Here is a 20268-nt window from a genome sequence, read left to right as displayed (position 1 = left end):
CTCTCAGGTGAGGGGGTCGGATGCCGCCAGCCGCGGCGCTGCCGCACCGACGAGCTGGGCCGTGTACGGGTGGGCGGGATGCGCGAAGATCTGCTCGACGGGGCCGTGCTCGACGACCCGACCGTCCTTCATGACGAGCACGTCGTCGCTCACGTGGCTGATCACGCCGAGGTCGTGCGAGATGAACAGGTAGCTGAGCCGCAGCTGCTGCTTGAGGTCGGCGAGCAGGTCGAGGATCTGCGCCTGCACCGACACGTCGAGCGCCGACACGGCCTCGTCGAGGACGAGCACCTCCGGCTCGGTCGCGAGCGCCCGAGCGATCGCGATGCGCTGCCGCTGCCCGCCCGAGAGCCGCAGCGGGAAGCGGGCGAGCACGTCGGCCGGCAGCCCGACCTGCCGAACGAGCTCCGCGATGCGCGAGCGGCGATCGGCAGCGGGAACGGATTCCGGCAGGGCGTCGAGCAGGATGCGCTCCGTGTTCCAGCGGGGGTCGAACGAGCTCAGCGGGTCCTGGTACACGACGGAGATGCGGCTGCGCAGCCGGCGCCGCTTGCGTTCGCTCACGGCCGTCCACGGCCGCCCGAGCAGCGTGACCTCGCCCTCATCCGGTGATTCGAGCGCGAGAGCGAGGCGCGCCGTCGTGCTCTTCCCCGAGCCGGACTCGCCGACGATCCCGAGCGTCGTGCCGCGCTCAAGGGCGAACGACACGTCGTCGACGGCGGTCGCGAGGCTGCCGTCCGGCCGCGGGAACCGTTTGGTCAGGTGCGCGGCGGCAAGCGCGGGCACCGCGGCGGGCTCATCCACGGGCGGATGCCGCCGGGCGGCGACTGCGGGGGCGTCGCTGAGCCGCTTCCCCCGCGTGTGCGTGCCGGGAACGGCGGCGAGCAGTCGCCTCGTGTACGGATGCTGCGGGTCGCCGAGCACCCGGTCGGCGGCGCCCGACTCCACGACGCTGCCGCCCGTCATGACGATGATGCGGTCGGCGAGCTCGGCGACGACCGAGAGGTCGTGGCTGATCACGATGAGGGACGTGCCGCGCCGTTTCGCGTCGGCGAGCAGCGCGAGCACGTGCGCTTGCACGGTCACGTCGAGCGCCGTCGTGGGCTCGTCGGCGATGATGAGCTCGGGGTCGAGCGCGAGCGCGGAGGCGATGAGCGCGCGCTGGCGCAGTCCGCCCGACAGCTCGTCGGGCCGCTGCCGCGCCCGCTGCTCGGGCTGGGGCACGCCGACGGCCTCGAGCAGCTCGATCGCCTTCCGCCGGCGGTCGCGCGCGCGGCCCCAGCCGTGCAGGCGCAGCGCCTCCTCGATCTCGGCGCCGACGGGCCGCAGCGGGTCGAGCGAGACGAGAGCGTCCTGCAGAACGAAGCCGACGCGACGTCCGCGCAGCGCCCGCCACTGCTTCTCGGTCACCGTGGTGAGGTCTTGCCCCTCAAGGCTCAGCTGCCCGGCCGACACCGCGGCGCCCGCGCCCGTGAGCCCCACGAGCGAGCGGGCGGTCACCGACTTGCCCGAGCCCGACTCACCCACGATCGCGAGGCACTCCCCGCGGCGCAGTTCGAAGGACACGTCGTTGACGACGGGCCGGCCGTGGAACGACACCGAGAGGGTCTCGGCGCGCAGCAGCACGTCGGTGTCGGCCGGGCGCAGCGCGCCGGCATCCGCCCTCTCATCGGTCAGCGTCATTTCTCTCCCCTTTCGAGCGCGCGCTGGATGTGCTGCCCGATCGTCGTCGACGCGATGGCGAGCACGACGATGACGAGGCCCGGCGCGACCGTGAGCCACGGTGCGTGGATGATGTACAGGCGGCCCGCGTCGAGCAGGGCTCCCCACTCGGGCGAGGGCGGGGCGACGCCGAGGCCGAGGAACGACAGGCTCGACGCCCACACGATCGACTGCCCGACCGACATCGCGATGACGGCGACGAGCGGGCGCACCGCGTTGGGCAGGATGTGCCGGGCGAGCACGCGACCGCGCGGGTGGCCGAGCGCGATCGCGGCCTCGACGTAGCCGGAGCGCTTCGCCTGCAGGATCTGCGCCCGGATCATGCGGGCATAGCCTGGCGCGGTGCCGATCGCGACCGCGAACACCTGCGAGATCGCGGAGGGCCCGGCGATCGCGACAAGGAGCAGCGCGAGCAGCAGGGTCGGGAACGCGAACTGGATCTCGATGATGCGCGCGACAACGGCGCCGACGACGCGTCCACCGAGGGCGGCGAGCGAACCGAGCACGAGGGCGATCGTGATGCTCACGACGGTCGCGCCGATGCCGATCAGCAGCGACTCGCGCGCCCCGAACACGATGCGGCTGTACAGGTCGCGGCCCTGCTCGTCGGTGCCGAGCCAGTGCGCGGCGCCGGGCGGCTGCAGCGCTTCCGTCAGCGAGATGGCGAACGGCCCGTGCGTGGCGAGCAGCTGGGGTGCGGCGAGCGCGATCGCGAAGAACGCGGCGACGGCGAGCGCGGCGTACAGGCCGATCGGATGCCGCCGGCGGGACGCCGCGCTAACGGTCGGCGCTGCGGTCTCAAGCGTTGTCATTTGTCTTCAGCCTCGGATCGATGAGCGTGTAGGCGACGTCGACGAGCAGGTTCGCGACCACGTAGAGGGCGGCGATGAGCACGACGACGCCCGTGACGATGGGCAGGTCCTGGGCACCGACCGCCGCGATGAGCACGGTGCCGATGCCCTGCCGCGAGAAGAGGGCCTCGACGATGACGGCGCCCGAGATCGTGGCGCCGAGCGCCCAGCCGGAGAGCGTCACGGCGGGCAGCACCGAGTGCCTCAGCACGTGCCGCAGCCGCACGGCGGTGTCGCCCATTCCCCGCATGCGCGCCGACACGACGAACGGCTGGGCGAGCGTCTTCTCGAATTCGGCGCGCGTGGCCTGCCCCATGAAGCCGGCCAGCGGGATCGCGAGCGTCAGGGCGGGCAGGAACAGTCCCGCGGGCTGCGATCCGCTGATCACGGGGAACCAGCCGAGGCCGAGCGAGAACACGAGAAGCAGCAGGATGCCGAGCCAGTAGTGCGGCAGCCCTGCCGTCACGGTGTCAACGACGGCGCCGATCGCGCTCACGCGCGGCCCTCGTCCGGCCGTGAGCGTGACCCACGCGATCATGATGAGCCACGCGAGCGCGAGCGCCGTGACCGTGAGCGTGAGCGTGGGCCCGAGCTGCTCGCCGATGATCGCCGTGACCGGCCGGTACTGCTGGTACGACAGGCCGAGGTCGCCGCTGAACAGTCCGCGCACGTAGTCGAGATACTGCACGATGAGGGGGTGGTCGAGACCGTACTGCGTCGTGATCTGCGCGAGCTCGGCGGGCGTGCGCTCCACCGCTTGTCCGGCCCGGATGTTGTAGATCACCGTCGCACGGTCCCCCGGAAGAGCGAGCTGGGCGAGGAAGGCGAGGGATGCCGCCCCGAACAGCGTGACGGCGGCGCCGATCACACGCCCCAGCAGCCGGCGGGCGAGGGCGACGCGGCGTGCCGCCGCGCGGTCGCGGGTTGCCGCGGCATCCGATTCCGTCGTCGGGGCGGCGGCGTCAGCCGACGAAGTACGCGTCATGGAACACCGGTCCTCCCTGCGAGTTCTCCTGCCAGACGTCCTTGAGCAGCGGCGACACGGCGAGTGTCGACAGCCGGTCGTAGAGGCCGATGGAGAGGGCGTGGTCGGCGATGTACTCCTGCGCCTTCGCGTAGAGCGCGTTCTGCGCGTCGAGATCGGCCGTGGAGTTCGCGTCGAGGATGAGCTTCTCGAGCTCGGCGGAGTTGTAGAACGCCGAGTTGTTGCCGTTCGGCTTCTCGGTCGTGGTGGAGCGCCAGTTGATCCACAGGATCCCGGCGGTCACCGACGTCCAGTAGCCCGCGTAGATGTCCCGCTCGTCGGGCTTCGAGTAGGCGCCGGCGAAGAACTCGCTCTGCGGCACGGGCACGAGCTTCACGGCGAAGCCCGCGGCCTTCGCCTGCTCCGCGACGCCCTGCAGGATCGACGCGCCCTCGGCGTTGATGATCGATCCGGCGCCGTACGGCAGCACGACCTCGAGCCGCTTCCCGTCCTTCACGCGGTAGCCCTCGGCGTCGGTGCTCGACCAGCCGGCGTCATCGAGCAGGCGCTTCGCCTTCGCGAGGTCGAAGCTGTAGGCGTCGGCGGCCTTCTCGCTGTACCCGGGGGTCGCCTGGCTCACGGCTCCGTTTCCCTCGAACGGGATGACGCCCTGCCCGACGGTGTCCACGAGGGTCTTGCGGTCGAGGCTGTAGGCGAAGGCCTTGCGCACGTTCTCGTCGGCGAACGGCCCCTCCGCCGTGTTGAAGGCGAGCTGCTGCGGCCGGCCGGGGGTCACGTACTTGTGCAGCTCGAAGCCGGCGGCATCCAGGCTCTGCCATTCGATCGACGGCACGTCGTAGATCGCGTCGACCTCGTCGCTCTTGAGCGCGGCCGAGCGCGTGGTGCCGTCGGGAACGAACCGCCAGTCGACCTTCTCGACCCGAGCGGGGCCGGTGTGCTTCGCGTTCGCGGGCCACGAGGTGTAGTCCTCGTTGCGGACCAGCTCGATGCTCTCGCCGCGGTTCCAGGACTGCACGGTGAACGCGCCGGATCCGATCGGCTGCTCGCAGTTCTGCTCGTCGCTGCGGGTCTCGAGAGCGTGCTGCGACTGGATGCCGAAGTAGCCCTGCGCGAGCGTCTCGGGCAGGCGCGGGTACGGCTTGTCGAGGTGCAGCACGAGGGTGTGGTCGTCGGTCGCCTCGGCGGAGGAGTAGTAGCCGTCGAGCCACACTTGCGCGGTGCTGTTTCCGCCCGCGAGCCAGTAGTCGAAGTTGTAGGCGACGGATGCCGCGGTGAGCGGTGTGCCGTCCGTGAACGAGACGCCGTCCTTGAGGGTGAACGTCCACGTGAGGCCGTCGTCGCTCGCGACCCAGTCGTCCGCGAGCCACGGCACCGCCGCGCCGTCGTCATCGAGCGAGGTGAGGCTGTCGAGAACCTGGTAGCTGAGGTAGGCCTGTTCGATCCAGCCGCCGAACACGCACGCGGGCTCTTGCTGGTGGGCGTAGACGATCGTGCCGTCCTTCACAGGCTTCGCGTCGGCGGCGGGCGTCACGCCGTTCGCGCAGCCGGTGAGGGCGAGCGCGGCCGCGGCGGCGATCCCTGCGGCGACGAGGAGGCGATTGCGTGGCATGGGTTGCGCCCTTCAGTGTCGATTCGGTGGTGTGAAGCGAACCTAGAGCCGCGCAATAGGCCGCCGGAAGGGCGCGGGTCACACTTCGTAGCGTGAGCGTCACATGACGTCACGCGGCGTCACGGGGGAAGAAATATCGTGACGAATCGGCCGCACGCGAGTAGCGTGCGGAAGTTGGGCGGTACGCGGAATCGCCGACTACGGGCGCACGAGCGCGAGCTCTCGCGCGAACACGGAGTCCTCGCTCGAACCGGCGTCGAAGCGCATGCCGCGCCGGCCGTGCTCGAACGCCGGCCACGGCGCTGCCCCGTGGCGGATGAACCGCAGCCAGTCGCCGTGCATGCGATCCGCGAGGGCCTGCGGCGGGTTCGGGCCCGTGACCCCGGCGACCACGTTCTCGCCCTCGAGGCAGTCCCACACGAAGGGCAGTTCGAGGCAGTGCCCGCTCCGGCCCGTGAGCGCGGAGGGCAGGCGGAAGTCGTAGGCGAACGTGGCGCCGCGACGGGTCGCGAGAGCGCGTGCGACGGCGAAGCGGAAGACGGCGTCGCTCGCGATGCGGCCGAGCAGCTGCCGCGTCGTGCCAGGCGTTCGGGCGCGGTAGCTGCGCACAGCGGCAGGCGTGAAGCCTGCGACGAGCAGCGCGAGCGAACCTGGCAGCCGATCGAGAAGGCGCGAGCTGTCGTCGAACAGCGCGTCCATCTCCTGGGCGTTGGCGCCGATCAGCAGCGGCTTGTCGGCCCCGATTCCGCGGGAGAACGCGGTGTCGATCGGGTGCGGGATCAGGTCGCCGTCGACGACGGGCTGCCAGAGCATGGAGGCGCCGCCCCGGATGAGCCGGCGCACGAACGGCAGGCCCGCCTCGTCGCCGAGCTTCTGCTGCGCCGTGAACACGGCGCGCTCGTCGCACGAGCTGAGGCCGGCGCGGGTCGCCGGCACGCCGAGTCGGTCGGCGAGCCGTTTCGTGCTCGCGGCGACCTCGTCGTGGTCGCCGTTGACGCTGCCGGGCGACTCGGCGATCGCCCGTGCGAACAGCGGCTGCGCCGCGGGCATCGACAGCAGGGTGAGGACTGCGGAGCCGCCCGCGCTCTGCCCCGCGATCGTGACGCGAGCGGGGTCGCCGCCGAATGCCGCGATGTTGTCACGCACCCACTCGAGTGCGAGCAGCCAGTCGCGCACGGCGCGGTTGTCGGGAGCGCCGTCGATGACGCCGAAGCCGTCGACGCCGAGTCGGTAGGAGAGCGACACGACGACCACGCCGTCATGAGGGAAGGATCCGGTCGCGTACCAGGGCGCCGACGGCGAGCCCGTCGTGAAGCCTCCGCCGTGGATCCAGACCAGGACGGGGACCGGATCGTCGCGTTCTCCCGCTCGCGGCGTGAAGACGTTGACGGTGAGGGTCTCCTCGCCCGGGAACGCGGGCTCGGGGATCAGGGTGATGCCGGTCATGAACTCGCGCAGCGGTGTGGCGCCGTAGCTGACCGCATCTCTGGCCCCCTCCCACGAACCATGGGGGACGGGCGCGGCGAAGCGGCGTTCACCGACCGGAGCCTCGGCGTACGGGATGCCGAGAAAGGCCGTCTGCGTGACCCCCGCTGCGGTTGTCTGCGTCACACCGCGCACGGCTCCCGCTGTGGTCAGGACGATGGGGTTCGGCTCTGCCTCGCTCATGCTTCATGCCTACCACCACCGCCCCTGACGACGCCCTCCCCGCGTCGAAATCGGCCCGGAACGGGTTGTTTTCTGCAGAATCGCGACGTTCCCAGGGGATTCGGAGGCACAGTGCGCGTGGACGCCGGGCGACGCACGTCGCTTCGCGGGAACGTACCGCCGCGATCCGCGCGATGACGGGCGAGGAGCGGGATGCGGCATTCGCTCAATGAGCTCGAATCGCGACCGGACGCGGACGATGAAACGACACGGGATCGACGTCATTTTCAGTTTTCGGCAGGATTCCGCCCAGTTTCGGGGTACAGGGTCGTTCTCCGTGCGCACTGAGCTGCGCGCGACCCGATACGAAACCCGAGATGCACACGCCCCGAAAGTATGACGACGACTTCCCACACTCCTGACGAAACCCCCGACACCTCCCTCACGCCGTTCCCGCGGCGCAACCACCTCAATCGGCTCCGCCGGCAGCGCACAAAGCGCCGCGCCCGCATCATGGGCGCCTCCGCGCTCGCGCTCGGCCTGACGCTCGGCGGTACGGGTGTCGCGGCGAGCTGGGCCACCCCGACGGTCGACCCAAGCGTCAAGCCGCTCATGCCCTCGGCGACGTCGATGGCTGACGCCTCGACGCAGCTGCAAGCCGCAGACGAGGCGCAGAGCACAGCCTCGTCGGCACTCGACGACGCGAACGCCGCCCTTGACCGCGCTGACGACTCCGTCGACACGGCGACGCTCGCGTCGTACGTGAAGGACCTCGAAGCGGCCGACCCGCGCGAACCCGATGCCACCCTGAGCGTCGCGAAGAAGACAATGAGCGAGACCGCCACTGTCACCGCGGACATCGAAGCGGACGAGAAGGCGGAGGCTGCCGCGAAGGCCGCCGCCGAGGCCGCCGCGAAGAAGAAGGCCGAAGAGGCCGCGCGAGCGCAGGCCGCCGCGAACACGCCGGCGGGCGCGAAGGCGACGGCCGCGCGCATGGCCGCGCAGAAGTACGGCTGGGGCTCCGGCCAGTTCAGCTGCCTCTCCTCGCTGTGGGCGAAGGAATCGGGCTGGTCGTACACGGCCTCGAACGCCTCGAGCGGCGCGTACGGGATCCCGCAGGCGCTGCCCGGCAGCAAGATGGCGTCGGTCGGCAGCGACTGGGCCACCAACGCGACAACGCAGATCGCGTGGGGACTCGACTACATCAAGCGCGCCTACGGCACACCGTGCGCCGCGTGGGGCCACTCCCAGGCGATGAACTGGTACTGATCCCGGCAATCCCGGTGAACGCCGCGCGTCAACGCGCGGCGTTCACCGCGTCGAGGAACTGCTGGATCTGCTGCGGGTCGACGTCGGGCGAGAAGCTGACCATGCGGCCGATGGGCAGCGACCCCATCATCTTCAGCAACTCCTCATCGCCGGCGAGGGCGGCGGCGTCCTCGCCGAGCATCGACACGACGTGCTGCTGCAGCATCGGCCCGGCGACGGGGTCCGCCATGATCTCGGCGAGCGAAGAATCCGTCGTCAGCGGCAGGCGCAGCTCGTCGCCCCCGACCTCGACGACCGCCTCGGCTCGCAGGTCACGGCTCGACGCGCCGAACGACACGAGGTAGTCGCCGCCCTCGACGACGAAACGGTCGGCGCGCGTGTCCCAATACGCGAGGTCCGCACGCGGAATCTCGATCGTGACCTCGCGGGACTCCCCCGCTTGAAGCAGCACGTTCGCGAATCCCTTGAGTTCGCGCGGTGCGCGCTGCACGCTCGAGCCCGGGACGGACACGTACACTTGCACGACCTCGCGACCGGCCACATCGCCCGTGTTCGTGACCGTGACGCGGGCGCGGAGCCCGGCGGCATCCGATTCGACGCTCGCGTCGGCGTACGCGAAGCTCGTGTACGACAAGCCGTGCCCGAACGGGAACGCGACGTCGAGCTCGCGGGCGTCGTACCAGCGGTAGCCGACGAACAGGCCCTCGCCGTAGCGGATGTGGCCGTGCTCGCCGGGGAAGTCGAGGTAGGCGGGCGTGTCCTGCAGCCGCACCGGGATCGTCTCCGCGAGGCGCGCGGAGGGGTTCACGGCGCCGAAGAGCACGTCGGCGATGGCGCCTCCGCCGGCCTGCCCGAGCAGCCAGCCCTCGAGGATCGCGGGGACCTTCTCGGTGAACGGCAGTCGGACGACGCTGCCGTTCGAGAGCACGACGACGGTGTTCGGGTTCGCCGTGACGATGCGGTCGAGCAGCGCGAGCTGCGCCGGCGGCAGCTCGATGTGCTCGCGGTCGTAGCCCTCCGATTCGTCGGCGGCGGGCAGGCCGAGGAAGACGACGGCGACATCGGCGGCCGTCGCCGCGGCGATCGCCTCGTCCGCGAGCCCGGCATCGTCGCTCCCGTCGATTGTGAAGCCGGGCGCGAAGCTCACGTCGCCGGCGACCGCGCGGATCTCGGCGAGCGCGTTGTCGAGCTTCGTGGGGTTGATGAGCGAGCTGCCCGCGCCCTGATAGCGCGGCGTGCGCGCGAACTCGCCGATCACGGCGACGGATGCCGCGGGCTTCAGCGGCAGGATGCCGTCGTCGTTCTTCAGCAGCACGATGCTGCGCGCGGCGACCTCCCGGGCCAGCGCGTGGTGGGCGTCCGCGTCGTAGGCGGCGTCCTCGCGGGCGCCGGCGACGGCCTTCTGCACGAGCGAGATGATGCGCTTCGCGGCGGTGTCGAGCACGGACTCCTCGAGCGAGCCGTCGCGCACAGCGGCGACGATCTCGGCATCCGTGCGGCCGCCGGAGGCCGGCATCTCGAGGTCGAGGCCTGCCGCGAGCCCGGCGGTGCGCACATTCACCGCTCCCCAGTCCGAGACGACGAGGCCGTCGTATCCCCAGTCGTCGCGCAGCACTTCGGTGAGCAGCCAGTGATTCTCTGACGCGTAGACGCCGTTGATGCGGTTGTAGGAGCACATCACGGTCCACGGATTCGCGTCGGCGACGACGCGCTGGAAGCCGCGCAGGTAGATCTCCCGCAGCGGGCGCCGGTCGATGTCAGAGCTCGCGCGCATACGGTCGAACTCCTGGTTGTTCGCGGCGAAGTGCTTGAGCGAGGCGCCCACGCCCTGCGACTGCAGCCCGGCCACGAGTGCGGAGCCCAGGGTGCCGCTGACGATCGGGTCCTCCGAGAGGTACTCGAAGTTGCGGCCGCACAGCGGAGAGCGCTTGATGTTGATGCCCGGCCCGAGCAGCACGCCCACGCCTTCGGCACGCGCCTCCTCGCCGAGCGCCACGCCGACGCGTTCGACCAGTTCGGGGTCGAAGCTCGAACCGAGGGCGACGGCGGGCGGGAAGCACGTCGCGGGAACGCTGTCGGCGATGCCGAGGTGATCGGTCGCGCCGGCCTGCTTGCGCACCCCGTGGGGTCCGTCGGTGAGCAGGATGCTCGGGATGCCGGCCTCGGGCACCGCCTTCGTGCGCCAGAAGTCGGCGCCGCTCGTGAGGGCCGCCTTCTGCTCGAGGCTCAGCTCGGCGACGCTGTCGGCGGCGCTGCGCTCGGTGACGGCTGGCGATTCGGTCATGATGCTCCTTCGAGGCGGGTCGCGAGCGGCATCCGCACCCTCGCGTCCTCAAAACCTTACATCACTCGGTTTTGAGCGGCAAGCACTGAGATCTGCCCTTACGATGGTGCTCATGGCACAGCGGGGTTCGTATGCGAAGGGCGTGGCCAAGCGCGAGGAGATCCTCGCGACCGCGCTCGAGGTGATCGCGCGCCACGGGTATCGCCGCACCTCGGTGCGCGAGCTCGCGGAGGCCGTCGGACTGAGCCAGGCGGGGCTGCTGCACTACTTCAGCTCGAAGGAGGAGCTCTTCGCCGAGGTGCTGCGCAAGCGCGACGAACTCTCCGCTGCCGCGACGAAGGACGCGACGCCCCTCGCCATCCTCATCGACGCGGTGCGGCACAACGCCGAGGTCGCCGGCCTCGTGCGACTGCACACGCAGTTCTCGGCGGAGGCGACGGACGAACTGCATCCCGCGCACGCGTTCTTCGCGCAGCGCTATGCGGAGCTGCGCGAGCGCAGCGCCGAGGCCATCCGGCAGATGCAGGATGCCGGCGAGCTGCGGCGCGACGTCGATGCGGTCACACTCGCGACGATGACGATCGCGCTCACGGACGGTCTGCAGACGCAGTGGCTGCTCGACCCGTCGATCGATATGGCGGCGCACATCGAAGCCCTGCTCGCCCTCGCGAGCGCCGGCGGACCTGCCGGCTCCGAGCGCTGATGGGTCGCCCCAGCGTCACAACAGCCAGGGATTGAGAAGACTCACTCCCGTGCGCTCCATGTCCCGGGTGTCTCGAGTGACAAGTGTCAGCGCGTGCGCGAGAGCCGTCGCCGCGATCAAGGCGTCAATGTCAGACATCGGGTCGGGTGTGTGAAGTCGCGCCGCCTCGAATACCACTCGTTCGTCAACAGGCAGCACACGCCCCGTGAACGTCGGGACCACCTGCTCGTCCAACCAGCGCCGCAGGGCGGCACCGCCGACGGGGTCTCGGCGCTCGCGGCGCCGGATGCCGATATCGAGTTCCAGCAGCGTAATCGCACTGATTGCAAGCTCCGCGACGGGCTGGCCAGCCAGCCAAACGTCGAGGGCTGGGGACGTGCCGCGACGGCGCGCGTCGCTGATCACATTCGTGTCGAGCAGATATCTCATAGCTCGGGAACTCGAAGCGAAGACCCGGTTCGCTCCGGCAAGAGCAGATCGACGTTCTCCGCGTTCTCCATCTGAAGACGCTCCCCGAGCCGCTCGCCCTGATTGGCTATTCGGTCGTACTCCTCGGCAGTGAGGAGAACATGCGACGCGCGCCCGTGGTCCGTTATCGTCACCGGACCTTTCTCTGCCGCACGCTTAGCCGCCGACACATCCCGATTGAACTCGCGGCTGGTGATAGTCGTGCCCATGATCCTCCCCTCCACTCCCATTCTACCTACAGTAGGTACAACTTGGCATGTCCCTGAGCTAGAGGCTGCGGCCAGCCTCCCAGAGGCCCTCCGACGTGCCGTTGAGCAGCGCGGCGACCGACGTGGCCTGCGCATCGGTGAACGAGGCGATGTAGTCAACGATCGCGCGCGCCCGCCCGAGTCGCTCGATCTCGAGGCTGCCCGCCTGGTCGGCGTCGAAGAACTCCGGCGCCTCGACGAGGAGCTGCCGGTACTCGGCGGTCGCCGCCTCCACCGAGTCGAGCAGGCGCCGTGGAGCGCGCGCGGCGTCGTCTTCGTCATCGAGCCACGCGTGGAATCCGCTCGCGAGGTTCTCGAGCACGCGTGCCTGGCCGCGCTGGAAGACCGCGAGGTCGGAGCGTTCGAGCACGAAGCGGGAGTGCACGAACTTGAGCACGTTGACGTCGTGCCACGCTTGGCTCGTGAGCCGTACGTGCCCGCTGCGGATGTTGGGATGCCGTTCGACGACGATGGACCCCTTGAGATGGTCGATCCAGCGACGCGTGAACGCCGTCACGGCGCGATCGGCTTCGAGCCCGCCGTCGTACGGGATCGTGAGCAGGCCCTCGACGAAGTCACGATTCACGCCCTCGACGGATGCGCGGAAGGTGTCCACATCCGCGATCCAGGAGTCCTTCTGGCGCATGCGCCGCCACGCCGCCTCGAGCGAGTGCCCGGGAGTGCGCAGCGTGAGCTCGCTGTCGTCAAGCGCCTCGAGTTCACGTTGCTGGGTGAGCCAGCTGCTGAATTCGGCCGACACCGTCGTGTGGTCGAGAACGCCCGCGCGGTAGAAGTCGTCGAGATCATGCACGGAGTACGCGATGTCATCGGCGATGTCCATGATCGAGCACTCGACGGTCTGCTGGTGCACCTCGATCGAGGGGAAGACACCAAGGACGGCGTGCATCTCGAGCGCCTCGACATCGTAGGCCGAATACTTCTGCGCGCCCGTCGCGAGCCGAGTCCCCACGCCTCGCGGCATTCGCTCGGCTGAACGACCGCGCACGGAACGCCACTCGTTGCGCGTCCACGGGTACTTGAGAACGGCGGCCCTCACGGCGGCGGTGAGGTTGAGTCCGCGCGGCGTCGCGTCCGAGCTGTCGAGCGCGGTGAGGATGCGGAAGGTCTGCGCGTTGCCCTCAAATCCGTCCGGCAGGCCGAGTTCGTCGCGCGCGACGCGGTCGAGCACTTGCTCACCGAGGTGTCCAAACGGCGGGTGACCGAGGTCGTGTGCCGCCGCAGCCGCCTGCACAACCACCGGGTCGCAGCCACCGAGCTCGTCGACGACGGCGCGCGTCTTCTCGTCGCCGGTGAGCAGCCCGATGGCGATGGAGCGCGCGACGGCCGACACCTTGAGCGAGTGCGTGAGCCGGTTGTGGATGACGGTTCCCGAGCCCGCCTGCGGGATCACCTGCGTCACCGCCGAGAGCCGGGAGAAGTAGGGGGAGAAGCGGATGCGCTCGATGTCGACTCGGAATTCGTCGTCGCCGTTCGTGCGCGTCTCGGGGATGGTGCGATCGCGGCCGCCGGTCATGTGGGTCTTCTGCATCGTGCGCTTCAGCCTAGCGCGGCGGCGTCACTTCCCCTGCAGCCCCGGGTTCTAAGTGGAAGTGCAATGGGGTGTGGCCTGGGTCGATGATAGTTCGTGGAAAACCTCGGCTGGTGTCGCCCAGCCGAGGATCTTGCGGGGCCGGTTGTTGATCTCGTTGACGTATTCGTCGAGTTCGGCTTGGTCGAGATCGGCGAAGCTGGTGCGTTTGGGCAGATAGCCGCGGATCCGGCCGTTGAAGTGCTCGTTCGTGCCGCGCTGGTATGCGCAGTACGGGTCCGCGAAATAGGTCGGGATCCCGAGCGTGTCGGCGAGCCGGTAGTGGGACGCGAACTCGCTGCCGTTATCGGCCGTCACCGAACGGGCCGCGTGCGCAGGCATCGCCGTGAACATGCCCAGTTGCGCCTCCAGCGTGGCCTGAGCGGTGATCTCCGGGATCTTCCTCGCGACCAGATACCGCGAGGTTCGTTCGACGCTGGTGTGCAGGCCTCCGGTGCCGCGTCCGAGGACGCTGTCGGCTTCCCAATGTCCGAACTCGGCCCGGTCCTCGATCACGGCGGGACGATCATGGATCGAGACCCGCCACCGGATTCGCTGCTGATGCACCCGCCTGCCGCGTCGTTTGCGGCGCTTCTTCTGTCCCCGGCGCAGATACTCCGGCAACCGCCGGTGCTGCTGGTTCGGGTGGTAGATCCACGCGTATAACGTCTCGACACTGGTGCGCATACGTGGCTCGTGGGGGAACTCGATCGGGAGCCGGCCGCTGATCTCTTCCGGGGTCCACCCCTTCCGGAGGTGGCTGATGACCCAGTCGACCAGCCGATCCCACATCATCCGATACGGCTGATGCGACCGCGCCGCACGCGTGTCCGCTTGCAGCTGCGCCTGCCCGGCCAGATACAGGCGTTCATGCGGGTCTCTCGTGTCGAGCTTGTTCCGCAGATACGGGCGCAGGTTCGCGTGGTCCTGCTCCGGCTGCCAGGACCCGCGATGCAACTCCCTACTGATCGTGGAGCGGTCCACTCCGAGTCGTCGGGCGATTTCAGCGCCGCTGTACTTCTGCTCGTGGAGCTTCTGAATCTCTACCCGGTCTTCAATCCACAAATGACGGTAATGTGCACCCAAGGAAGCGCAACCCTTTCACGGTGATGATCTGAACAACCACACCCTAGAAGGCGTTGCGCTTCCGTTTAGAATCCGGGAGCTTCGCGAGCTCGGGTCCGAGCCCGATGTCGGCGACGACGAGCCGTCCGACGTACTCCGACGCCGGCTCCCGCAGCAGCCCCGTCTTCGCGGCGCCGAAGGTGACGGTCACCTCGGCCGGCAGCACCGTCTCATCCGGCACCTCGCCCGTGTCGGGATGCACGCCGCTCGGCAGGTCGACGGCGACGACGATCGGATGCCGCTGCGCGCCGAGCTGCGGCAGAATCCGCTGCACGATCTCCCGCGCCCGGCCCCGCAGCACGGGACTCGCACTCGTCCCGGTTCCGAGGATTCCGTCGACGAGAACGTCGTAGCCGCCCACCTCGAGCGTGTCGCCGTCCGCTGCGTGCACGGTATGCGCGCCCGCGTTGAGCGCCGCGAGCAGGCCACCATCGTGCACGCGGTCCGCGGTCTCGACGATGCCGACGCGCACGCCGGCCCGGGCGAGTTCGGCGCCGGCGAACAAGGCGTCGCCGCCGTTGTTGCCGGAGCCGACAAGAAGGAGCACGCTGCCCGGAACATCGGCGGGCAGGAGGCTTCGGATCTCGGCGGCGAGCGCCGTCGCGGCACGCTGCATGAGTGGGACGCCCGCGTCGAGAAGCGGCTTCTCGGCGGTGCGCACTTGCGAGGCCGTGTATGCCTCCATGCCGGCAACGTTAGTGCAGCGCCGCGTGCGCGTCGAGGCCCCTGGTCACCGACAGCGGTGCAGCCTCACTGACGCGAGAAGCAGAGCCAGAACCCTGAGACGGCGACGCTCAGCACCGCGGCCACGTAGAGGTTTATCGAGTGCTTGCGCGCGTTGAGGAACGCCGCGATCCCGACGACAAGAACGGTGGCGGAGAACGTGCACAGCCGGACGGCACTCAGAAGCCAGCCTTGCGCCCGGATTTCTTCAGCGGAAGGCGGCGGCCCGAACGAGAACAACGCGGCAAAGTGCATGGCCGCGAGATAAAACGGGACGAGCACATTGAAGAGCGGCAGGACCAGCCAGATGATCATCGTCCACGTCCGGCGCGCTGTCCACGGGCGAGCAGTAGCGGTCCGCTCCTCCGTCACTTCCATCGCCCTCGATACTCGGCATTCGCGGCACATGGCTGCACAACGGGATGCTTCAGCTGGTCAGAGCGAGTGTGGCCGAGATTGCTCCGCAGCGGCAGCACCCTATTCAGGGCAGGAGCGGGTTGCAGGACGCTTCGCCCGATGAGCCCGCCTCAAGCAGTCTGAGGCCCCCCGAATCCGCTCCCTACAGGTAGTCGCTGAGCGCGGCCTGGCTGATCGAGGAGTCGGCGAGCTCGTGCCAGATGAGCGCCGAGGCGGGCGTGCCGTCTTCGGCGGAGGACACGTCGCCCACGATGCGCCGGGCGAGCAGGCTGCTGTCGGTGCAGTCCGTGCAGTCGATGACGCGCGAGGTGATCTCGATGCCGTGCGAGCTGCCCGCGAGGGCGTGCAGCTTCTCGGCGAGCGTCTCGTAGATCGGCAGCACGCGCGACGACCGTGCAGCGCCGCCCTTGATGATGACGTACACGTGCGCGTCGCCCTCGAGCAGCGCGCACGAGTCGTCGATCTGCTGCTCGATGCGGCGCAGCGACCGTTTCACCTCGCGCACGCGATCGCACGTCGACAGGTCGACGCCGACGATGAGCGCCTTGGCGGCGCCGGGGTCGGCGGGATGCAGAACGAAGTCTTCGAATTCGCGAGTCAGGATGCCGTGCCCGGTGGCTTCGGCTTCAAACTCGTTCAGACAGTCAAGGGAGTCCCCACGTCGCAGAACGACGGACGATGCGCTCACTCTCATGCTTTCTCTCGGAGGTCCCGCACAGCGGGTGCCGGTCCAGTCGGCCGGTCTTCACGGGCCCGAGACGAGTGGATGCTGCTGCGCACGACGCCGGGGCAGCTCTCAGGCCGCCGACCAATATAGCCCTTCCTCGGGGCTTTGTCAGCCCGGCTCCCCTAGCCAGAAACTCGGGTGCGAACGAGAATGGAGACATGCCCGAAATCCTCGTCACCGGCGGCACCGGCCGGCTCGGCGTGCCGACCGTCGACGCCTTGCGCCGCGCGGGTCACGCGGTGCGGGTTCTGAGCCGCAGGCCCGGCGCCGGCCGTGCCCTCGGCGACCTCGTGTCGGGCGTCGGAGTTCCCGAGGCGCTCGAGGGCGTCGACACGGTGCTGCACTTGGCCACGAGCGGTCTCTCGCGTGACGAGGAGACGTCCGCGCTGCTGTTCCGCGCGGCGGAGCGCGCCGGCATCCGTCATCTCATCTACCTGTCGATCGTCGGGGTCGACCGCATCCCCATGCCCTACTACCGCACGAAGCTCGCCGTCGAGCGGATGCTCGAGGACTCGCCGCTGCCGCACACGATCCTGCGGGCCACCCAGTTCCACGAACTCGTGACGGGCCTGTTCACCGTGCAGCGTCGGCTGCCCGTGCTGTTCGTTCCGCGCATCGGCTTCCAGTCCATCTCGACGCTCGACGTCGCCGCGCGGCTCACGGAGCTCGCGGCGTCGGATGCCGCCGGCCGAGTGCCCGACATCGGCGGGCCCGAGCGGCTGAGCGCCGCGGAGTACGCGAGGCGCTGGCGACGGGCGAGCGGATCGCGCGGGCGCGTCGTGACGTTCCGACTGCCCGGGAAGCTGTATCGCGCGCTGCGGGAGCGGCGCAACATGGTGCCGGGCCCGCCGTACGGCACCCGCACGTACGAGGACTACCTCGCCGAGCGCTACGGCGCCGTCTCGCCGGGCTGAGTGTCCGGCTCGGCGCGCTCGCCCGGCGCGGGCGCCGCGAACTTGAGGCCGATGACGCAGCCGACGATGCCCGCGAGGAACAGCACCTTGAGCACCGAGACGGGCTCGAGCCCCGACAGCATGGCGTAGCTCACGGTCAGCGCCGCTCCGAGTCCCGTCCACACGGCATACGCGACGCTCACGGGGATGCGCTTCATGGCGACGCCGAGGCCCACCATGCTCGCCGTCAGGCCGAGCGCGAACACGACGGTGGGCGCGGGTTCGCTGAGTCCGTGCGATGCGCCGAGCGCCGTGGCCCACACGGCTTCGAAGCCCGCGCTCACGATGAGGACGATCCAGTGCATCTAGCTCACCACCTTGAGACCGACGACGCAGGCGACGAGTCCCGCGAGAAGGAGCACGCGCGTGACGGTCGCGCGTTCGCGGCGTGTCACGATCGCCCACACCGCCGTGAGCACGGCGCCGACGCCGACCCACACGGCGTACGCGGTTCCCGTCGGGATGCTCGTCATCGCGAACGCGAGCCCCGCCATGCTCACGCCCATGGCGACGACGAAAAGTATCGAGGGGACGACCTTCTTGAACCCGTTGGATGCCGCGAGGGCGCTCGCCCAGACGGCTTCGAGCACCCCCGACGCGATAAGGATGACCCAGGCCACGACAACTCACCTTTCCGTGGTCAGTCTTGTCGCTGTGCGGGTACTGCGCCCTCGTCCGCAGGCTCGGTCGAAGCCTTCACTCAAGGATAGCGAGCGCGCCTGTGCAGAACTGGAACGCGGCACGCCGCCGCTCTGCCCCGCCGCGTGGTAGCGTCACCGGGTGATCGTGCCGTGAGCGAGAAGCCCGAAGCGGCCGGCGAGAGCGTGCCGGAGCAACCGCACGATCCGCCGCGCACGGGCGTCTTCGCCGACCTGACGCCATTGCGGCAGAGCCCGGCGTTCGCGCGCCTGTGGGGCGGCAACGCGATCGCGGGCATCGGCAGCCAGATGACGATCGTCGCCGTCGGACTGCACATCTACGACTTGACCCAATCGACGTTCGCCGTGTCGATGGTCGCCCTGTTCGCGCTCGTGCCCATGCTCGTCTTCGGCCTGTACGGCGGCATGCTCGCCGACACGTTCGACCGGCGCACCGTCGCTCTCGTCGCGGCGATCGTCGCGTGGATCTCCACGGCGGGACTCGCGGCGCTCGCGTGGGCGCACGTCGACGTGACCTGGCCGTTCTATCTCGTGATGACGGTCAACACCGTCGCGGCCACCGTGCTCGGCACGACCAGACAGGCGATTCTGCCGCGGCTGCTCCCGCTCGAGCTGCTGCCGGCGGCATCCGCTCTCACGGGAATCAGCGCGGGCGTCATGGTCACCGTCGGCCCGGCGCTCGCCGGTGTTCTCGTCGCCGGCGTGGGCGTGCAGTGGACGTTCACGACCGACGTCGTGCTGTTCACGTTCGCCTTCGCGGGCATCGCGTCGCTTCCGCACCTCGAGCCCGAGGGGGACGTCCGCGAGGCGGGGCTGCGCTCGATCGTGGACGGCCTGCGGTTCCTGCGCACGGCGCCGAACATCCGCATGTCGTTCATCGTCGACATCGTCGCGATGACCTTCGGGCAGCCGCGCGCGCTGTTCCCCGCCGTCGGCGCACTGCTTCTCGGCGGCGGCGCGATCACGGTCGGCGTGCTGACCGCGGGCGTCGCGATCGGCGCGTTCATCACGAGCGTGTTCTCGGGCCGGCTCGGCGGTGTGCGCCTGCAGGGCCTCGCGATCCGCAACGCGATCTCGGTGTTCGCCCTCGCGACGCTCGGGTTCGGGATCGTTCTGCTGTGGACGACGCTCACGGGCGGAGTCGCGAGCGAGGCGGACGTGAACTGGCCGGCGCTCATTCTCGCGTTCCTCTGCATGGTCGTCGCGGGCGGCGCCGACAACGTGAGCTCGATCTTCCGCATGACGCTGCTGCAGGCTTCCGCGCCGGACGCGATGCGCGGCCGCATTCAAGGTGTCTTCACCGTCGTCGTCACGGGCGGCCCGCGCATCGGCGACCTCTATGCGGGCGCGTTCACGGCGCTCGCGGCCCTGTGGGCGCCGCCGCTTGTCGGCGGCATCCTCATCGTCATTCTCGTCTGGCTGCTCGTGCGCACGCACCCGCGGTTCGCCGCATACGACGCGCTTGACCCGCAGCCGTAGTCAGGCGCCGAAGAAGTCGGCGAGCGCTGACTCCATCGCCTCAAGCTGCCACTGGTGGCTCTGGCCCGCGATGGTCTGCCGTCGCGCGTCGGCGAGCGTGTCGACGAGCAGCTCGGCGGCGGGCGGGAACACGGGAAGGGTCTGCTCGCCGACGAGAACGAGCACCGGCTGGGTCACGTGAGACCACAAGCTCTCGCGCGGCCCGATCGCGAGCGATGCGGCGTCGGCGACGAGGGAGGGCGCGAGCGCGACCATGCCGGGCCACGCGCCACCCGCCTTCGCTCCCTCAAGCCACGCGGGCGGCATGTCCTTCATGAAGTGCTCGAGCGCTGCTTCGTTCTGCTTCGCCGCGACGCGAGAGCGCAGCACGGCCACATTCTCAGCGGCCTCGCCGTCGTCATCGGTCGCGAGCGGCACTTCCCACACGGCGATGCGCGACACCGGGACGCCGGACTGCGCCGCCCACAGGGCGAGCGCGCCGCCGGAGGAGTTGCCGAACAGCGACGCGGTGCCGCCGACGGCGCGCACGATGGCGGCGATGTCCTCGATCTCACGCTGCACTTCGCTTCCGGCATCCTGCGGCTGGACCGGCCCGCTCTCGCCGCGCCCGCGGCGGTCGTAGTGCACGCTCGTGAAGCCGCGGGCGGCGAGGCGCTCGGCGAGCGCCGCCGTCATCGCATCTCCCGCGCGCTGCTGCATCGCCCCCGGCACCATGATGACCGCCGGTCCTCGGCCGCGCCGCTCGAACACGATGCGCGTGCCGTCTGCCGATACTGCGAACTCAGCCATGTCCACTCCTTCGCGCCTCCAC

At 69.8% G+C, this 20268-nt stretch carries 20 protein-coding genes and 1 riboswitch; of the genes, 4 read left to right on the top strand and 16 right to left on the bottom strand.

Annotated elements, in window-relative coordinates; genetic code table 11:
- Positions 1-3 precede the first annotated feature (3 nt).
- The 5 genes from BLV49_RS07640 to BLV49_RS07620 form a co-directional block, all read right to left on the bottom strand.
- Positions 4-1683 (bottom strand): dipeptide ABC transporter ATP-binding protein, encoded by a 1680-nt coding sequence (locus BLV49_RS07640; RefSeq protein ID WP_091182238.1) that lies wholly within the window; start codon positions 1681-1683, stop codon positions 4-6.
- Positions 1680-2534 (bottom strand): ABC transporter permease, encoded by an 855-nt coding sequence (locus tag BLV49_RS07635; RefSeq protein ID WP_091182233.1) that lies wholly within the window; start codon positions 2532-2534, stop codon positions 1680-1682. The genes BLV49_RS07640 and BLV49_RS07635 overlap by 4 nt, the downstream gene beginning before the upstream one ends.
- Positions 2521-3558, bottom strand: coding sequence for an ABC transporter permease (locus BLV49_RS07630; RefSeq protein WP_091182227.1), 1038 nt, complete (start codon positions 3556-3558; stop codon positions 2521-2523). Before BLV49_RS07630 ends, BLV49_RS07635 begins: the two co-directional genes overlap by 14 nt.
- Complete coding sequence (locus tag BLV49_RS07625) at positions 3536-5167, bottom strand: ABC transporter substrate-binding protein (RefSeq protein ID WP_091182223.1); 1632 nt, start codon at positions 5165-5167, stop codon at positions 3536-3538. The genes BLV49_RS07630 and BLV49_RS07625 overlap by 23 nt, the downstream gene beginning before the upstream one ends.
- Before the next feature lie 198 nt (positions 5168-5365).
- Positions 5366-6835 carry a carboxylesterase/lipase family protein gene (locus tag BLV49_RS07620; protein ID WP_091182218.1) on the bottom strand — a complete coding sequence of 490 codons (1470 nt, stop codon included), beginning with the start codon at positions 6833-6835 and terminating at the stop codon, positions 5366-5368.
- Positions 6836-7210: 375 nt separating this feature from the next.
- Between BLV49_RS07620 and BLV49_RS07615 the strand changes: the two genes are divergently transcribed.
- Positions 7211-8083, top strand: a complete 873-nt coding sequence (locus BLV49_RS07615) for an aggregation-promoting factor C-terminal-like domain-containing protein (protein WP_245723576.1) — start codon at positions 7211-7213, stop codon at positions 8081-8083.
- A 28-nt stretch (positions 8084-8111) separates the two neighbouring features.
- Here the strand turns inward: BLV49_RS07615 and BLV49_RS07610 are convergent, their stop codons facing one another.
- On the bottom strand, positions 8112-10367 hold the full coding sequence (locus BLV49_RS07610) for a glycoside hydrolase family 3 C-terminal domain-containing protein (RefSeq protein ID WP_091182215.1): 2256 nt from the start codon (positions 10365-10367) through the stop codon (positions 8112-8114).
- Positions 10368-10479: 112 nt separating this feature from the next.
- Here BLV49_RS07610 and BLV49_RS07605 point away from each other — a divergent pair, with 112 nt between their 5' ends.
- On the top strand, positions 10480-11070 hold the full coding sequence (locus BLV49_RS07605) for a TetR/AcrR family transcriptional regulator (protein ID WP_176980765.1): 591 nt from the start codon (positions 10480-10482) through the stop codon (positions 11068-11070).
- A 15-nt stretch (positions 11071-11085) separates the two neighbouring features.
- Here the strand turns inward: BLV49_RS07605 and BLV49_RS07600 are convergent, their stop codons facing one another.
- From BLV49_RS07600 to BLV49_RS07570, 7 genes are all read right to left on the bottom strand, one after another.
- Positions 11086-11499, bottom strand: coding sequence for a PIN domain-containing protein (locus tag BLV49_RS07600; protein ID WP_091182211.1), 414 nt, complete (start codon positions 11497-11499; stop codon positions 11086-11088).
- The gene (locus tag BLV49_RS07595) at positions 11496-11747 is read right to left on the bottom strand and encodes a type II toxin-antitoxin system prevent-host-death family antitoxin (protein WP_091186968.1); all 252 of its coding nucleotides are present in this window, start codon (positions 11745-11747) and stop codon (positions 11496-11498) included. Before BLV49_RS07595 ends, BLV49_RS07600 begins: the two co-directional genes overlap by 4 nt.
- A 58-nt stretch (positions 11748-11805) precedes the next feature.
- A complete protein-coding gene (locus BLV49_RS07590) occupies positions 11806-13335 on the bottom strand; it encodes a deoxyguanosinetriphosphate triphosphohydrolase family protein (protein WP_091182209.1) in 1530 nt (509 codons plus the stop codon).
- Between the two features lie 51 nt (positions 13336-13386).
- Positions 13387-14439, bottom strand: a complete 1053-nt coding sequence (locus tag BLV49_RS07585) for an IS30 family transposase (RefSeq protein ID WP_176980764.1) — start codon at positions 14437-14439, stop codon at positions 13387-13389.
- A gap of 64 nt (positions 14440-14503) precedes the next feature.
- Positions 14504-15184 (bottom strand): NAD(P)H-hydrate epimerase, encoded by a 681-nt coding sequence (locus BLV49_RS07580; protein ID WP_091182205.1) that lies wholly within the window; start codon positions 15182-15184, stop codon positions 14504-14506.
- A gap of 65 nt (positions 15185-15249) precedes the next feature.
- Positions 15250-15594, bottom strand: a complete 345-nt coding sequence (locus BLV49_RS07575; protein ID WP_143033995.1) for a hypothetical protein — start codon at positions 15592-15594, stop codon at positions 15250-15252.
- Positions 15595-15781: 187 nt separating this feature from the next.
- Entirely contained in the window at positions 15782-16327 is a 546-nt protein-coding gene (locus tag BLV49_RS07570; protein ID WP_091182196.1) for a hypothetical protein, read from the bottom strand.
- Between the two features lie 197 nt (positions 16328-16524).
- On the opposite strand from BLV49_RS07570, the gene BLV49_RS07565 reads away from it, so the two are divergent.
- Positions 16525-17280, top strand: coding sequence for an SDR family oxidoreductase (locus BLV49_RS07565; protein ID WP_091182193.1), 756 nt, complete (start codon positions 16525-16527; stop codon positions 17278-17280).
- Here the strand turns inward: BLV49_RS07565 and BLV49_RS07560 are convergent.
- Entirely contained in the window at positions 17256-17624 is a 369-nt protein-coding gene (locus BLV49_RS07560) for a DMT family transporter (protein ID WP_091182190.1), read from the bottom strand. The genes BLV49_RS07565 and BLV49_RS07560 overlap by 25 nt on opposite strands.
- The gene (locus BLV49_RS07555) at positions 17625-17939 is read right to left on the bottom strand and encodes a DMT family transporter (protein WP_091182187.1); all 315 of its coding nucleotides are present in this window, start codon (positions 17937-17939) and stop codon (positions 17625-17627) included.
- Positions 17940-17955: 16 nt separating this feature from the next.
- Positions 17956-18019: riboswitch (guanidine-III (ykkC-III) riboswitch) on the bottom strand.
- A 91-nt stretch (positions 18020-18110) separates the two neighbouring features.
- On the opposite strand from BLV49_RS07555, the gene BLV49_RS07550 reads away from it, so the two are divergent.
- Positions 18111-19457 carry an MFS transporter gene (locus BLV49_RS07550; protein ID WP_342706620.1) on the top strand — a complete coding sequence of 449 codons (1347 nt, stop codon included), beginning with the start codon at positions 18111-18113 and terminating at the stop codon, positions 19455-19457.
- On the opposite strand, the gene BLV49_RS07545 is transcribed toward BLV49_RS07550, so the two are convergent.
- Positions 19458-20246, bottom strand: coding sequence for an alpha/beta fold hydrolase (locus BLV49_RS07545; RefSeq protein ID WP_091182184.1), 789 nt, complete (start codon positions 20244-20246; stop codon positions 19458-19460).
- Positions 20247-20268: the final 22 nt, after the last annotated feature.

The sequence above is a fragment of the Paramicrobacterium humi genome (genome assembly GCF_900105715.1).
In the GTDB taxonomy this organism is placed as follows: Bacteria; Actinomycetota; Actinomycetes; order Actinomycetales; family Microbacteriaceae; genus Paramicrobacterium; species Paramicrobacterium humi.
This window is presented reverse-complemented; position numbering and strand designations above follow the sequence as displayed.